The 16,094-nt window shown below is 36.2% G+C and carries 15 protein-coding genes; 4 read left to right on the forward strand and 11 right to left on the reverse strand.

The window, feature by feature from the left end; all coding sequences use genetic code 11:
* Positions 1–38: 38 nt before the first annotated feature.
* Positions 39–632, reverse strand: a complete 594-nt coding sequence (locus ACH2CJ_RS00400; RefSeq protein WP_394990084.1) for a HupE/UreJ family protein — start codon at positions 630–632, stop codon at positions 39–41.
* Between the two features lie 155 nt (positions 633–787).
* Here ACH2CJ_RS00400 and ACH2CJ_RS00405 point away from each other — a divergent pair, with 155 nt between their 5' ends.
* The gene (locus ACH2CJ_RS00405; protein ID WP_394990085.1) at positions 788–1,903 is read left to right on the forward strand and encodes an alkane 1-monooxygenase; all 1,116 of its coding nucleotides are present in this window, start codon (positions 788–790) and stop codon (positions 1,901–1,903) included.
* Between the two features lie 57 nt (positions 1,904–1,960).
* Here the strand turns inward: ACH2CJ_RS00405 and ACH2CJ_RS00410 are convergent, their stop codons facing one another.
* The 4 genes from ACH2CJ_RS00410 to ACH2CJ_RS00425 form a co-directional block, all read right to left on the reverse strand.
* A complete protein-coding gene (locus ACH2CJ_RS00410; RefSeq protein ID WP_394990086.1) occupies positions 1,961–2,116 on the reverse strand; it encodes a DUF4295 domain-containing protein in 156 nt (51 codons plus the stop codon).
* 78 nt (positions 2,117–2,194) lie between these two features.
* Positions 2,195–2,377: a 50S ribosomal protein L33 gene (rpmG, locus tag ACH2CJ_RS00415; protein WP_394990087.1), complete on the reverse strand. Its 183-nt coding sequence runs from the start codon at positions 2,375–2,377 to the stop codon at positions 2,195–2,197.
* 94 nt (positions 2,378–2,471) lie between these two features.
* The gene (locus ACH2CJ_RS00420; protein WP_394990088.1) at positions 2,472–3,668 is read right to left on the reverse strand and encodes a TlpA disulfide reductase family protein; all 1,197 of its coding nucleotides are present in this window, start codon (positions 3,666–3,668) and stop codon (positions 2,472–2,474) included.
* A 272-nt stretch (positions 3,669–3,940) separates the two neighbouring features.
* Positions 3,941–4,837 carry a transposase gene (locus tag ACH2CJ_RS00425; protein WP_394990089.1) on the reverse strand — a complete coding sequence of 299 codons (897 nt, stop codon included), beginning with the start codon at positions 4,835–4,837 and terminating at the stop codon, positions 3,941–3,943.
* A gap of 216 nt (positions 4,838–5,053) precedes the next feature.
* Here ACH2CJ_RS00425 and ACH2CJ_RS00430 point away from each other — a divergent pair, with 216 nt between their 5' ends.
* Both ACH2CJ_RS00430 and ACH2CJ_RS00435 read left to right on the forward strand, forming a co-directional pair.
* Positions 5,054–6,052 carry an NADP-dependent oxidoreductase gene (locus ACH2CJ_RS00430; protein WP_394990090.1) on the forward strand — a complete coding sequence of 333 codons (999 nt, stop codon included), beginning with the start codon at positions 5,054–5,056 and terminating at the stop codon, positions 6,050–6,052.
* Positions 6,053–6,061: 9 nt separating this feature from the next.
* Complete coding sequence (locus ACH2CJ_RS00435) at positions 6,062–7,180, forward strand: hypothetical protein (protein ID WP_394990091.1); 1,119 nt, start codon at positions 6,062–6,064, stop codon at positions 7,178–7,180.
* Here the strand turns inward: ACH2CJ_RS00435 and hisF are convergent.
* From hisF to ACH2CJ_RS00450, 3 genes are all read right to left on the reverse strand, one after another.
* The gene (gene hisF, locus ACH2CJ_RS00440) at positions 7,177–7,944 is read right to left on the reverse strand and encodes an imidazole glycerol phosphate synthase subunit HisF (RefSeq protein ID WP_394990092.1); all 768 of its coding nucleotides are present in this window, start codon (positions 7,942–7,944) and stop codon (positions 7,177–7,179) included. The genes ACH2CJ_RS00435 and hisF overlap by 4 nt on opposite strands.
* Before the next feature lie 92 nt (positions 7,945–8,036).
* The gene (gene hisA / locus ACH2CJ_RS00445) at positions 8,037–8,759 is read right to left on the reverse strand and encodes a 1-(5-phosphoribosyl)-5-[(5-phosphoribosylamino)methylideneamino]imidazole-4-carboxamide isomerase (protein WP_394990093.1); all 723 of its coding nucleotides are present in this window, start codon (positions 8,757–8,759) and stop codon (positions 8,037–8,039) included.
* 159 nt (positions 8,760–8,918) lie between these two features.
* Positions 8,919–11,291 (reverse strand): penicillin acylase family protein, encoded by a 2,373-nt coding sequence (locus ACH2CJ_RS00450; protein WP_394990094.1) that lies wholly within the window; start codon positions 11,289–11,291, stop codon positions 8,919–8,921.
* A 208-nt stretch (positions 11,292–11,499) separates the two neighbouring features.
* Here ACH2CJ_RS00450 and ACH2CJ_RS00455 point away from each other — a divergent pair, with 208 nt between their 5' ends.
* Entirely contained in the window at positions 11,500–14,208 is a 2,709-nt protein-coding gene (locus ACH2CJ_RS00455; RefSeq protein ID WP_394990095.1) for a bifunctional YncE family protein/alkaline phosphatase family protein, read from the forward strand.
* A gap of 30 nt (positions 14,209–14,238) precedes the next feature.
* Here the strand turns inward: ACH2CJ_RS00455 and ACH2CJ_RS00460 are convergent, their stop codons facing one another.
* From ACH2CJ_RS00460 to ACH2CJ_RS00470, 3 genes are all read right to left on the reverse strand, one after another.
* Positions 14,239–15,159 (reverse strand): AEC family transporter, encoded by a 921-nt coding sequence (locus ACH2CJ_RS00460; RefSeq protein WP_394990096.1) that lies wholly within the window; start codon positions 15,157–15,159, stop codon positions 14,239–14,241.
* Between the two features lie 386 nt (positions 15,160–15,545).
* Positions 15,546–15,755, reverse strand: a complete 210-nt coding sequence (locus tag ACH2CJ_RS00465; protein ID WP_394990097.1) for an integrase core domain-containing protein — start codon at positions 15,753–15,755, stop codon at positions 15,546–15,548.
* A 5-nt stretch (positions 15,756–15,760) separates the two neighbouring features.
* Complete coding sequence (locus ACH2CJ_RS00470; protein WP_394990098.1) at positions 15,761–15,931, reverse strand: hypothetical protein; 171 nt, start codon at positions 15,929–15,931, stop codon at positions 15,761–15,763.
* Positions 15,932–16,094: the final 163 nt, after the last annotated feature.

Here is a 16,094-nt window from a genome sequence, read left to right on the forward strand (position 1 = left end):
TATTGATTATCACATGGGTCGAGTCATTTGGAATAAGTTTAAAAACACCATTTTTCCATCATTAACTTAAACGCCACACCAGCCACAAAAGCCGAAAGTATGAGATTCCAAGAATGCTTCTTTACTTTGAAACCTTCTAATAGCAAGAAAGAAAGACCAATAGCCATACTAACAATAACCAATTGACCCAGTTCAAGACCAATATTGAAAGCCAATAATTGAGGAATAATATTTTGGTCTTTGCCCAATAAACTGCGTAAATAATTTGAAAACCCTAAACCATGAATTAAGCCAAAGCCCAAAGCCAAAAAATAGCGGGAAGGCGAAAATTGCTCAGGAAACAATATACTTTCGGTACTTCTATGAAAAAAATTAGAAAAACAAGTAATGATGATTGTTACAGGAATCAAAAATTCGATAAAGTTGGTGCTATAATCAATTATTTTTAGAGCCGCCAAAGCAAGCGTAACAGAATGCCCAATTGTGAATGCCGTAACCAAATATAAGATTTTCTGCCAGTCGGTTATTCGGTAAATCGCACATAAAGCTACTACAAAAAGTATGTGGTCGTACCCATTAAAATCGGTAATATGTTTATAACCAAGTTGGAGATAAATAAAAAATTCGTTCATAGTTTTTATAGATTCAATAGACGCTACTTCCTACAGATAGGTGTTGTAAATGCTTGATTATCAATATAATCAATTCTTATTTTTTGGATATTTGAAACAAAATTACAAGATTTGTGTAGGATAGCTTAAAAAAATTAAGATTAAATTATGAAATAATGGATATTAGAAAAAAAATAGGCTTTGCTTGGGGCTACTCATTTATTGCCTTGCTTCTGTTGGGGTATTATTATATTAGCCACAATTGGACATTTTTCGTGTTTTTTTACGCTTATTTACTCGTACCGATACTTGACGAATTGGTTAACCGAGATTCACAAAATGCCAGTGCCGTAGAATATGAAAAGCTCATTAAAGACCGCTATTTCGATGTTTTGGTCTATTCGCACGTTTATATTCAATATTTTATGTTGGCTTGGTGTTGTTACATACTCACCCATGATGCCCTCACTTGGTGGCAAGTTGTTGGTCTAATGCTCAGTCAAGGTGTTTATGCTTCAACTATTATCAATGTAGCTCATGAGTTGGGGCATCGGGTAAGCCCGATTGCACAGTTTCATTCTCGAATTGCTTTATTATCAGTGTGTTATATGTACTTTATTGTGGAACATAACCGTGGGCATCATGTGCATGTTGCTACGCCACTCGACCCAGCCACTGCCAAAAAAAACCAAACAATTTTTTCTTTTTGGAAACAAACTTTAGTGGGAGGCTTCGAGAGTGCTTGGAATATTGAGAAAAAATTACTTGAAAAGAAAGGGAAAACAATGTGGAATCTGCAAAATGAAATGATTTGGGCAGTAATTTTACCCCTTCTGCTTTGTGGAGTTTTGACCTTGATTTTTAGTAGAATATCAGGCAAATTTGAATGGATTGTGCCTTTGTTTTTTGTGGTTCAGAGTATAATCGCTATTCTTTCTTTAGAATGTGTCAATTATATCGAGCATTATGGCATTGTTCGCCGAGAAATTTCTGAGGGAAAGTACGAACGAGTCAATCCGCTTCACTCATGGAATGCCAATCATTTTTATAGTAATCTGATGCTTTTTCATCTTCAACGTCATTCCGACCATCATGCTTATGCCTCACGACCTTACCAAGTTTTACGTCATTTTGATGAAAGTCCGCAGTTGCCTTATGGTTATACAATGATGATACTGATTTCGCTTGTGCCGCCACTTTGGTTCAAAATAATGAACAAGCGACTAGAATACTGGCAAGCGAATAGTGTTGATGTGGACCAAATAATGAAGGTTGTTAGAGAGTTTGCGTAAGCCAAAAAAGCCTTCTTGAATCGTCAAGAAGGCTTTTTTAAATATCTTTTTGCAAAACTATACTTTCAAAGCATTTTGCAATTCTTCCATTGGAACCATCTCTTCCTTGAAAGAGTAAGCACCAGTTTTAGGCGATTTCACGGCTTTAATAACCTTTGCGAAACTTTTACCTGCCGTTTTATCACGAAGTGTAGCGACTACTTTCTTTGCCATTGTCTAATTAGATTTGAGATACGAGATTTGAGATACGATATAAAAATATGTTTTTTATCATTGCCTCAAATTTCAAAATTATTTAATTTCTTTGTGTAGGGTATGAACTTTCAAAAATGAATTGTATTTTTTCAATTCCATACGACCTGTTGTATTTTTACGGTTTTTAGTTGTTACGTAACGAGACATACCCGCTACACCGCTTGTTTTTTGTACAGTACACTCTAATATTACTTGTACACGATTGCCTTTCTTAGCCATTGTTTTGTATATTTATTATCTTCTTATTTCTTTTTCGGGTTGCAAAGGTACAAAATTGAAATTTGTTTTTCAAAAATCTTCTACTATTTTTTTGCTAATTTCCCGATTTATCTTCATGTAACACCAAACATGCTGTTTCGGTGGTTTTTGGCTCTAATTTGAAACCCATTTTCTGAATACTTTCTTGCACTTTCGATACTTCTTTCGGAAAATCAATTATCCAAACAACGCTTGTATTGGCACTATTACTCTCGTTTATGATAGGCATATCGACCAATTTGGTATCCCAAAGGAGTTTCAAAAAATCTTTTAAAGGCATATCTATTCCTGCACCGCTTGTGGTGATGGGCGAAATAGCATTATCGGTTATTAGAGCATAAACTTTTCGGGTGCGGGTTTCATTGGTAGATTTTACCGAAAAAATATCCTCCAAAAGCTTCATGCCAATTTCGCCCAAACGATGCTTCATAAGCTCAGGTACTCTAATGGTCATACTATATTGTTGCTTTTCGTCCAACAAATACTTTGTTTGTTCCGAAACCTCCAAACAAGCTCTATCATTCGAATTTGAAAGAGTAGTTTGATAAAGTATTTGGTACATCAGCGGCACAGTACAGTTGATAAACTCATACTCAAAATTAGATTTTTTATTGATTTGTGATTGAGTGCCTTCTTTGTACGGAGAGACCGCCACCTTATAAAAACTTTTATCTTCGGCCAGTGTCGTGGTCATAGCAGTTGCATTTTCGTTTTTAACAACAAATTCGGCTTTTGTTTTTACTGCCAAAATTGCCCCACTTTTCGCCAAATAAATCACATCTTCAGTTACTTCTTCGGGCGAAGTGATGGCTTTGATATAGCCTTGCGGGTCAATAATAATGGTATGGGGCATCAATTGATGATAGAATATTTGGTTAATTGATTTGTCTGTATCAAGTCCAATTGTTAAAAAAGTAGGGTGTTTTTTTAGAAAACTAACAACTTTCCAACGTTCTTCATCAGTAATATTGATAACTTCTAAATCTTTTTGAAATTTGGATTGTAAATTAGCCAAATGATCCATTGCGGGCAAACATGGGCCACAGAAGGTTGCCCAAAACTCTAAAATGACTACTTTTCCTCTATAATCGTTAATATTTTTTTTTACGATTCCTTCTTTCGTCAAAATATTTATATTGAAATTAGGCACTAAAGAGCCAATTTGAATCGATTCAGAAACCGCTCCTTCTTGAGCATAAATTTTACCTAAAGAAAGGTAAACAATGCTTAATATGGTTAAAATATTTTTCATTTTCTTTTCTACCCAATTTGAGAGTCTTGCAAAATTAACCTTTTATTTGGCGTAGTTGCAAGAATTTATTATTGGTTTTATGAACAAGCGTATCTTTTTTCAACAAATTTTATACAAACTCTTTTTGAAGTCCTTCTTACAATTATATATTAAAGCCTATGACATTTTGGCTAATCTAGTAAATCATTATAATCATAATGCGAATTACGGGTTAATACTTGCATTATTTTTATTTTTAGTATAACAAAAAAACTAAACTATCAGTTTTTCCATTAGAATTGAAGTAACATTAAAACAGAAGCGACTAATTTAGCATAGATATGTACTAATAATCCACTTTTTGACCTAACCTTGGATGCTATTTGAATCTTGGTTTTCTCTTGAATCCAATTAAAAAAGGACTCTATTGGTTGTCTAATTGTTGAAACTGCTGTTGAAAACAAATCATTAGCGGCTTTATCAAATTGGTTTAATGCTGCTGAAACACCTTTCATTTTTTTAATTGGAGTGAGTAATTCATTTTCATTTTGTTTCATTTTTAGTTTTAGGTTTTTATCACAATAGGCTTTATCTAAAAAGACAGCTTGCACATGGGTGACTTCTAAAACGGGTCGTAAAGTAGTTATATCAGGTGCGGAAGCAGGGGTAATTCCTATTTTGACAGGAAAAGGTAGTTGTGTTTTTCGATGCAAATTTAAAGCATGGATTTTTACACCAAAATAATGCAAATTTTTAGTTGCACAATAGCTTTTATCCGCTAAATCTGGGGCTACCCTTGCCCTCCTTTTGTGGGAACAGGTTATCACAGGCATTGAATCTCCTATTAAAATAGGTATTTTATCGGCAGAAAGTTCAAATTCTTCCATTGATAAAGATAGGAGTAATTGGAATGCTTCAACTAAGTTATTTAGTCGGACACTAAAATTTTTATAGCTGGGTAAAGCAGGAAACCATGAGTGCCAATAATCTATAATATGTTCATACATGGCTCTTTTAGTCGTTTTTTGTTCATACATTGTACAAAATAAATAGATAGTTAATAACTCCTCATCGGTTATTTGTCCAATATTACCGTTAGGGCTAAAACGCTTAACTTCCCATTGAAGTTCGTTTTTGTAAGACTCACAGATGTGGGTGTACAAAGTGATAAGTTTGATAGGTTTTTGCATATCTTTCAAACCATTTTTTACCCCACTCTGTCTTTTTTTGCTAAAAATTAAAATAATACAATTTGAGTCAAGTTATCTTAAAATAATTATACTTTAAACCCGTAATTCGCATAATCATAGTATATTTTTATGCACGCATACTATTTTTCAAGAAATTTGACTTAATTTCGCCATCTGTACTACAAACTTTATTTGTTATAAAACTATCAATCCAAAATGAAAAATACACAAGTAAATTTGATTGCTCGCCCAGTGGGTTTACCCACAGCAGAATGTTGGCAAATCGAAGAAACAGAAACGCCAGAATTGGCTGATAGTCAGGTACTTATAAAAACTCAGTATTTGTCAATTGACCCTGCCATGAGAGGTTGGATGAATGAGGGAAAATCGTATATTCGCCCTGTAAGAATTGGTGAAGTGATGCGTGCTTTGGGGGCAGGGGTTATAGTAGAATCGAAGCATCCTGATTTTAAGGCAGGTGATTTTGTAACGGCTGGAACGGGCGTACAAGAATATGTGGTTTTAGATGGAAAAGAAGCAGTTAAAGTTGATACAAACTTTGTGCCACTGCCTGCTTATTTAGGAACTTTGGGTATGTCTGGCTTGACAGCCTACTTTGGTATTTTGGATACTGGACAGCCAAAAGAAGGCGAAACCGTAGTAGTTTCGGGAGCTGCAGGTGCTGTGGGAAGCGTTGTTGGACAAATTGCCAAAATTAAAGGTTGCCGAGTAGTTGGCATTGCAGGTGGAGCAGATAAATGTAAGTACGTAGTTGAAGAATTAGGCTTTGATGCGTGCGTAGATTATAAAGAAGGAGATTTGCGAAAGCAACTCAAAGAAGCTTCTCCTGATGGTATAGATGTTTATTTTGACAATGTTGGTGGTGAAATTTTAGATACTGTTTTGGGACTAATCAATCTTCGTGCAAGAATAGTGATTTGTGGAGCGATTTCGCAATATAATGCGACTGCAAAACCAGTTGGACCAGGTAATTATTTAGCACTTTTGGTTAATCGTGCTAGAATGGAAGGAATTGTAGTTTTCGACAATGCTGCCAATTACGGAAAAGCCATCAAAGAAATGGCAGGTTGGATTGCTCAAGGAAAGCTAAATTCAAAAGTTTTCGTTGCTGAAGGTGGAGTAAAGGCATTCCCAGATACTTTAATGAAACTTTTTAAAGGTGAAAATACAGGAAAATTAGTCTTGAAAGTATAGATTTGTTACATGGCAAATGACATTGAAAATTATATTGATATTTTAATTGAAAGCATCGCTTCGTGCCAGTCACGGGGCGATAAATTCTTTCCCCAAGGGATTTTTCCATCGCATCGACAAAACAAATATTTATTCTACAAACGCCCCGATACAAATATTTTTTATACCGCTACGATTGTTTTTATCTTGAATCAAATTAAGCACAAAGTTTCTAAAAAATCACAAGCTATTGTTGAAGATATTACCCAAAAAGCTATTAAGAACTATCCCGATTTTCAAAACAAAGATGGTTTGAAAACGTATAATTTTTGGCAAACAAAACCCACTAATCATTTCCCTAACGGATTTATATTTAAGCGTTTAGACCATTTCAGAATCCCCGATGATATTGATGATACAGCTTTGCTTTATTTAACTTTGCCCCACTCGAAAGAAGATGTTGTTTGGTTGAAAGAAAAGTTAAAATTGCATACAAGCCCCGAAGCGTCGGTCGCACTAACCTCCAGAGGGGGAATTTACTCCACTTGGTTTGGTAAAAATATGCCGATTGAGTTTGATGTATGTGCTTTGTGTAACTTAATGTATTTGTTTGAAAAACATCAATTGCCTTATAACGAGTATGACGAGGCTGTTTTTACATTTCTGCGAGAAGTTATTTTACGAGAAGAATACATAACAGATGCTTTTAAAGTGGCTCACAATTATGCTACAACGCCACTAATTATTTATCATTATGCCCGACTTTTGGGAGATTTTGAAGTAAAAAAATTAGAAGTATGCCGAGAGAAATTGATTCAAAAAACAAGAGAACTGCTTGATAATGAGAAAATTGAGATTGCCAAAGTAATTTTAGAAACGTCTTTGATGAAACTTTGTGGGATTAAAAATCACACGACCAACAATTCAGAATCGCACGGCGAACCGTTCAGAATCGGACGGCAAACGGTTCAGAATCGCACGGCGAACCGTTCAGAACTCAATACCTATTTTATCGCAGGGCTTTTAAGTTCGTACCAAAACCCAATTTTATACTTTTTTGCCCCCATGAAAATTACTCAAATGGAATGGAAATGCGAAGCACATGATTTGGCATTGATTCTTGAAAATTTGGTTGTAAGTTCAACCTAAATTCGCATCGGAATGCCTTTATTTTTCAAATAATTCTTCAAATCAGGAATACCAATTTCCTTGAAGTGAAAAATACTTGCTGCCAAACCTGCATCGGCTTTTCCAGTGGTGAAAACGTCATAAAAATGCTCCATCGTTCCAGCCCCGCCCGAAGCAATAATAGGTATGTTTGAATTGTCAGAAATCTCTGCTGTAAGTTCAATGGCAAAGCCTGCTTTTGTGCCATCGGTGTCCATTGAAGTAAGCAATATCTCACCTGCTCCACGCTCTTCTACTTCTTTTGCCCATTCGATTGTTTTTAGTTCGGTAGGCTTACGTCCGCCATGCGTATGAACAATGTGTTGAAAACCATTTCCATACTCAATATATCTTGTATCAATTGCTACAACAATACATTGCGATCCAAATTCGAGAGCTAACTCATTGATTAGCTGATGGTTACGCACTGCAGAAGAATTAATAGAAACTTTGTCGGCACCTGCGTTGAGTAATTTTGAAACATCGGCAACCGAGCCGATACCGCCACCTACACAAAAAGGAATATTGATTGTATGAGCTACTCGTCTAACTAAATCGAGTAGTGTTTTGCGTTCTTCTACGGTAGCTGTTATGTCCAAAAACACCAATTCATCGGCACCTTGGCGGGCATATTCTGCTCCCAATTCTACGGGGTCGCCTGCATCACGAAGATTGACAAAGTTTGTGCCTTTTACGGTTCGTCCGTCTTTAATATCTAAACAAGGAATGATTCTTTTTGTGAGCATTTTTTCAGTGAGTAATTATCAGTAAACAATCGGGCGATGTTCCGAATAAATATTTGGGCGACCAATTTGCAACATTTTTTTTAATTCGTAAATCATAAAAACCTCTTTTCAATTTCTTTCAAGGTAATTCGACCTTCATAGAATGCTTTGCCAACGATTACACCAAAAATATTGAGTTCGGCAAGGTCTTCGAGGTCACGCATTGAACTTACTCCACCACTTGCAATCACCTGTAAATCAGGGAACTGTGCGTGCATGTTTTTGTATAAATCTACCGAAGCTCCTTGTAAAAGTCCATCTTTGGCAACATCGGTGCTAATTGTATATTTTACTCCTTTCCGAATCCAATCACCTACAAAATCATAAACCCAAATGCCCGAATCTTCTTCCCAGCCACTTACAGCAATTTTTTCGTTGCGTGCATCGGCTCCCAAAATGATTGCCTCGCTTCCAAATCTTTTCAACCAATCTTCAAATAACTCAGGGTTTTTAACGGCAATACTCCCACCTGTAATTTGCTTTGCTCCGCAATCAAAAGCCAATATAATGTCATCGTCCGATTGCACTCCTCCGCCAAAATCTATATGTAAATTAGTTTTTGAGGCAATGGTTTCTAATACTTTTGCATTGGTAATTTTCTTGTTTTTTGCACCATCCAAGTCAACCAAATGAAGGCGTTTGAGTCCCGCATCTTCAAACATCTTAGCTACTTCGAGCGGATTTTCGTTATAAGTTTTTTTCTGAGAATAATCACCTTGCGTGAGTCTTACGCATTTTCCTTCGATGATGTCAATAGCTGGAATGATTTGAAACATGATTTTTTGAAACGGTTTTTGTAATCGTGGATTATGAAAAATAGAACTGTGACAAAGATAAGCGTTTTCTTATAAACGCTACATTGAATAAGCAAATAAAAAACGTAACTACTTTATAATAAAATAGTTACGTTAATTTTATAATTCTTAATTCTTATCTCAAGGCTTCAAAACTAAAGTTTTTTCAGCAACGTCCACTATTTTAGACTTAGTGAAATAGACAGGGAAATAGCCGCCTGTTCCCCAAAGGTTAAATAAATCGCCGTAATGCTCGGAGCGTGGGTCGCCCGATTGCCCAGGGTTATTGATACCCAAAGTTCTATCCCAATTTTCGGTATCAACAATTATTTTGAACGAAGCTCCGTGCGTTTGATTCAAATTATTGCTCGAATTATTGACTGTTTCGCCATAACCTCCACGTGGAATTGGACCAAGATTAATTTTTGATTTTAAAACGGGGTCAGTCACCCAATCAGACATTGCGTGGGTAAGTTTTATATGTTTATTTTGGGCTTGCCCATAATGCCATTGGCTTTCATCTTTGCCTAATCGTATAGTTAAACTATCAATAGCTTTTTTGAAACAAATGATAAGTATAGAATCACGAGCAACTAAAGGATTTGCACCAAAGAATGGCGGAGGCGTAATGAGCCAATCGGTTAAAAGCTTCGTTGGAATTGTTTTCAGGTACTTTCTGGCTTTTTCGGGAACAGCCAATAAATGCACATTTTTTTGTAACTGCTTTTCCCATTCAACATAAATACTCGCAATAGTTGACGTTGGACTCAGCTCAAATGAATCCCAATTTTCGAGTTTGTTTTTGAGGCTGGCGTATTTGCTTTCAATTTGTATGCGTCGCAAAAGCGGAACTAAAGTACGGGCTGTGAGCGAAACATAGTCGCTTTGCAACAAGGCAAATTCTGCCAATGTATGTTTTTTGCCCGAAGTTAATACTTCTTCAATGCGATTGGCTCGCACAGGATTTGCCCATTTCCAGCCAATGGCATTTCTATTAGGAAAATTCGGAGGTGTCAAATTGTTATTTGCCGTAACTACAAAGCCCTCGCTTGGGTCAAATTTATTGGGCAACAAATTAATAGGTAAATAACCTCCCCACTCATAGCGACCATCGCCAGAAACTGGTACTAAACCCGACCAGTTTTTACGAATCGGAGAAATACCAACTGCTTGCCAGCCAATATGCCCTTTTTTATCTGCCCAAATCATATTTTCACCAGGAATGCGGCTGAATGTGCATGCTTTGCGAAACTCATTCCAGTTTTTTGCTTGATTCATGCGTAAACTTGCCAAATAAGGGGCAGACCCCACTTCTTGCCAACCCGCTCGAACGGCGTATAAATGATTGTTTTTTTCATCTTCATATACTACTGGTCCATGTCGGGTATATTTGAGTTGAACAATTTTTGGCGTTTGACCTTTTACTTGAATCGTGTCAGTAATGATTTTTATGTTTTCCCAAACACCTTTATATTTATATTGATTGGGGTTTTTAGGATTGATTTCGTAAACATATAAATCTTCATTGTCGGTTTCAAAAATTGTTAAACCCCAAGCACCGTATTCGTTATGACCAATCGAAATTCCTGGTAAAGTTGGTTCGCCGCCGCCTATCACATTCCAACCTGGGGCGTTGAGGTGTACCCAATATCGCAATGAAGGCGTAGATTGAGCCCGATGCGGGTCGTTTGCCAACATCGGATAACCGCTTTCGGTCAATTTTCCCGAAACAATCCAATTATTTGAACCAACATTGTCTTTTTCGTCTTTGTACCAATCATCAAAACCATCAAGTAACCCAATATTATTATTGGGTTTAGGAAATTTCATTGGAGCTCTAAAAGCCTCATAATATTCGAGAATATTGTTAAACAAAACATCATTATCAAGTATTTTATCAAGCTCTAAATTGGGTTCGTTGTCCGAATTTTTTGGGTGAAACCAAGACAATTCTCGTACTTTATCTGCACCTAAAATTTTGACTAAACGGGCATTGTTAATTTCTTCTTCGATATTTCCCAAAAGCCCTTGGTGGCGACTGATGACAATTTCGGGAGTCCAAAAATCAGGGAGGGTATTTAGTAGTTTAAATTCAAAAGGAAGTTCATCGGGTTTTTGTCGAGCTTCGGCGATGTATGCATTAATTCCTTCAACAAAAGCCTCAATGATTTGTTTGCTACGAGGATGATAATGTTGCAATTCGGCAGTTAGATTTCCCCGAAACTTAAATAATCTTGTGCCAATATCACGCTTGAGTTCTCGTTCACCGAGCAGTTCTGCCATTGTACCTGTGGCTTGTCTTCGCCACATTTCAAGCTGAAACAATCGGTCGGATGCTGCCATGTAACCTTGTGTTACAAATAAATCATGTTCGTTTTGAGCATAAATGTGCGAAACTCCCCATTTATCTTTTAACACTTCAACAGGTTGTTTCAGAATTTTGAGTTTAATCGTTTGAGAAAAAGCAGAAAGGCTTATGATTGAAATAAGCAAAGTTTTGATGAAGTTTGTCATTGGTTAGGCTTAGTTTGTATCATTCAAATATATCTATGAAATTATGGATTTCAAAATGTTTTGATTTTATCATAGTCATTTTAAAATGATTTCCTGTAATATTATAAAAAGAGCATCAACTATTTATTTAAGATTACTTAATATCAATATAAATAAGATTTGGCTTTCATTCATTATTTTTGAAAAATATTCACTTTACAATTCGGTCATGAGAAAAAATAGCATTTACTTATTCATACTTTTATCCATTGCTTTACTCAATATTTGGAGTTGCAAATCTTTCAAAAAAGGCGATACTTATGCCTCGGTCAATCAATCGTCATTAAGATATGACGATACTACACTTTTTGCCGAAAAATCGCCCTATTTGATGCCTTATAATCGAATCATTGACGGTGCTGGAGAATCAATAAATTTTGGAAATTCAGATATGGAAAACCATAGTTTGGATTTGGTAATGATTCCAAATTCGCCATTTGTAGTGGTTGAAGATAGATATGGAATCGCAGTTTTTAATACGCAAACGCATGTTTTAGTAAGCCGATGGAGTTACGACCAAGCACCGCAATACAGAAGAAACATGAGCTCGTTTTCGGGAATAAAAACTGTATTATTTAAAGAGTCAACTTATATTTTTTGGGGAGCAGCAGGACGAGATACGCCTAATTCGTATGTGATGCAAGCCTTTTGGGATGGAAAAGAAGTCAAGTTTATGAAGGCGTTTACGTTCAAAGCCGAAGCTCCTGCAACAGTTGCTTTACCCAATGAAGTTTCGGTGCAGGAAGAAAACGGCGAACTTTTTTTGTACACGGTTTTAAATGGAAATAACCAACTGGCAAAAGTGAGGGTAAGCAATGAAGAATTGATTTGGTCTAAACCAACTGGTGTTGCCCCGTATGGCTTGAGAATTGTTGATAATCAGGCATTTGTAACAAACTGGGCAGGGCCAATAACTAATCCTGCCGATGGACTTGAAACCGCTGGTGTGCCTTGGGGAAGTGCCTACGTAAATCCACAAACTGGAGCAATGTCACGAGGTACAGTTTCTGTTTTTGATATAAAAACGGGTCAATTTCAAAAAGAAATTAATGTTGGTTTGCACCCAAATGCGATAGTTGTAAGTGCCGACAAAAAGTTTGTTTACGTTGCCAACGGAAACAGCGATTATATTTCGGTGATTGATGCTAAAAATTTGACGGTCATTGATTCAATTTTTGTTGGACTTTTCAAAGAAAATGAAAAACTTATTGGAAGTACACCCAATGCCTTAGCTTTGGATAATATAGGAACAATTTTGTACGTAGCCAATGGCATGGATAATGCTATAGCGGTTGTTTCACTTGGTAAAAATGCCAGTAGCACGGGTTCTGGACAAAGTTACGTAAAAGGCTATATTCCTACACAGGCATACCCTTCAGGCATTGTGCTGAATAAAGATGAATTGTACATAACCAATATTGAAGCTATCGGGGCGAGGGTGGCAACAAAGGTAAATGATGCCGCCAAAGCCGAAAAAGCGTATAATTCACACAGGCAATTGGCATCAATATCGTTTATTTCGCTGCCAAATGAAGCACAATTGAAGGTTTATACTGAAAAAGTTAGAAACCAAAGTTTATACAAAAGGGCTAAATTAGCAGAATTGCTTCCTCGAAAAAATATCGCTCCCAAGCCAGTTCCCGAACGAATTGGCGAGCCTTCGGTTTTTAAGCATGTATTGTATATTATCAAAGAAAATCGTACTTATGACCAAGTTTTGGGCGATATGAAAGAAGGTGATGGAATGCCATCACTTTGTATTTTTGGCGATAGCATTACACCCAATCAACACAGCATTGCGAGAGAATATTTGTTGATGGATAATTACCATGTTTCGGGTAAATCGTCGGCCGAAGGACATCATTGGGCAAGTGCAGGAATGGTAACAGATTATACCGAAAAAAGCGTGCGTGCGTGGTTTCGTAGTTATCCGCACGTGCTTTATGATGCTTTGGTTTATAACAAAAAAGGCTTGATTTGGAACAATGCCCTCGACCACGGAAAAACAGTAAGAATCTACGGAGAAGCATGTAGTTGTGAATTTGATGAGGAGAAATATAATTGGACTAACTTATATGGATTACAGAAAAATGGAGAAACTTTTCCTTACAAAAACATCAGTACGATTTCACGAGTACGCCCAGTTTTAGCGGCAGATTTCCCTGGTTGCGATGATACATCTGTCAGCGACCAAATGCGAGCCGATGCGTTTTTGAAAGAACTAAAAGCTGCTGAGACTGACCCAAATGGGAAGTTGCCAAACCTAATGATAATGTCGTTGCCCAATGACCATACGTCAGGTATGAATCCAAAATTCCCTACGCCACGGGCAATGGTTGCCGATAATGATTTGGCTGTTGGACGCATTGTTGATGCCATTATGCACAGCCGATTTGCTGACTCAACGGTTATTTTTATTAGTGAAGATGACTCGCAAGCAGGTTGGGACCACGTAAGTGCTTATCGCACAACTGGTTATGTTGTAAGCAATTATTCACGCCTACAAAAAACAGTACATACCAATTACAATCAAACATCATTGCTACGCACTATCGAACAAATTTTGGGACTTCCGCCAATGAATATCATTGATGCTACAGCCTCGCCCATGTTTGATTGTTTTACTGACAAAATAGCTACAAACTATCCATTTACCCACAAAAGAAATTTAATTCCGCTCAATGAAATGAACAAACCTGCTAATGTTCAAAGAGGTGCGGCATTGAAATTTACGAATCAATCAATTAAATATGTGTTTAATAAAATTGACCGTGGTAATGATAATATGTTAAATCGAATCTTGTGGTTTTCGATGAAAGGTTCAAAACCATATCCTGCAAAAATGTCGGGTAGTGAAGAAGACGAGGATGATGAATAATTTAAAATTAAAGTTTTTACCACTTCATTTTCAGTTCAAATGTAGCCCTAAAACCAAGCCCCACATTAGCACAAAACTAATAAGCAGTGAAATATTGATGAGTGTTCCTGCGATGCGGGAATCATAATTCAGTTCGTCAGAAAATGGCAAGATTGTTAATCCAGAAGGCAAAATTACACAAATAATTAAGACACTATACAAAAGAGTATCGTGAGGTAAAATATAATATAAAAGAAAGACAAACAACAATCCAATCGAATAGCGAATGACTAAAACCTTTGAAATGGCCATCATTTGTTTTTTGCCTAATTCAAAACTTAGATAAATTCCCATCAATAACAATACTAAGGGCTTATTTGCTTTCGCCATTACATCCAAAAAATCGTAGAATAAAGTAGGCATTTCGATGGATGAAAAATTAATCAATAGGCCGATAACCATTCCTAAAACGGGAGGCAAACTAAAGATTTTTTTCACGAGTTGCTTAAATTCAGGCAAGCCTTTGTGATTAGCAGAAAAATAACTGCCGATTGGATAGACGACTCCAAAAACAATAATGGTATTGCCAATATCAAACATGACGGCGTAAACCAAGGCTTCTTTCCCAAATAAACCTTCAATAATAGGAAAACCAAAAAGCCCAACGTTCAATCCACCTGCCCCCATTGTCAGTACGCCACGCAAATCATTGGGGTATTTTGCAAACCAAAACCAAGCAATTGCTATCATTATGGCACAAAAAACAATACAAAACAGTGGAATCAACAATAAAGAGGCATCTAACTTTACTCGTGCTGTAGAAATAATCATCAAGGCTGGGAAAGTGGTATGCATCAAAAACTTTGAAATAGTTTTACCTTCTTTTTCGGTAATATAATTGTATTTTTTTAATAAAAACCCTAAAAGTATAATAGTAAGGGTGAGAATAAAAACGTTATTGGTTTGAGTCATTATATTGGAAATAGTATAATTCGACAAATATACTAATATTTGATTTAGCTCAATATTCGGAGTTTGCTACTTTATAATATTGGGAAAAATAGAAGGTTTTTTTGTTGGCATTAACAAAAAAACGCAATCACTTGATTATCAAATGATTGCGTTTGCATTTTGAGGTCCCGAGCGGATTCGAGGATGTGTTGATAATCAGCGTTTTAGCTAAAAAAAATGATTTGGGTATCATAGTGGGTAGCAAAAAATGTAATAGGGATTTATAAAAGAGCTTTAAAATATAGTGTACCCAAAAGTTTACACAGTTTATTTGCTATTGTTATTGTAAAATTTTCTTTTTTCGCTACTTTTTTTCTTTTGTTAATTAGTATGGAAAATGGGATAACTTAGGATGCTTGCGAATAAATTTTATCAGGAGTTTGATAGCTCAAACTTTGGTGAAAACGTTCTTGATTATATAAGTCAAAATATTTCTCCAAGCCTTTTTGCAACGCTGTTTTATTCTGATAAGATTTTAGGTAAATATCTTCATATTTGATACTTTTCCAAATTATTTCCACAATAATATTATCTATGGCTCTACCTTTTCCGTCCATGGAAATCAGTATTTGGTTGTCTTTTGGGACTTTGAAATCGGTCTGCCGCTGCTGTGACTACCTTGGTCAGTATTGAAAACTTCAGGTTTACCAAACGCCGCAATGGCTTCTTTTAAGACTTCTGCCCTTATTTGAATTGGAGCAACCAGCACTAACACATATATAAAAGGGTGCATAAAAAACATCAAAAATAAAAATATTCATATAGAAATAAATAACAATTAACATTCTCTATTTTGGACTAAGTAGGTCATTATAATTAGTTTAGATTATTTTTTAATTTTGTCCCATGGGACGAGTAAACACACCAATATTAGATTCAAAAGCCAAAGATGCGTT

The organism is Emticicia sp. (assembly GCF_043780375.1).
Classification (GTDB): Bacteria; Bacteroidota; Bacteroidia; order Cytophagales; family Spirosomataceae; genus Emticicia.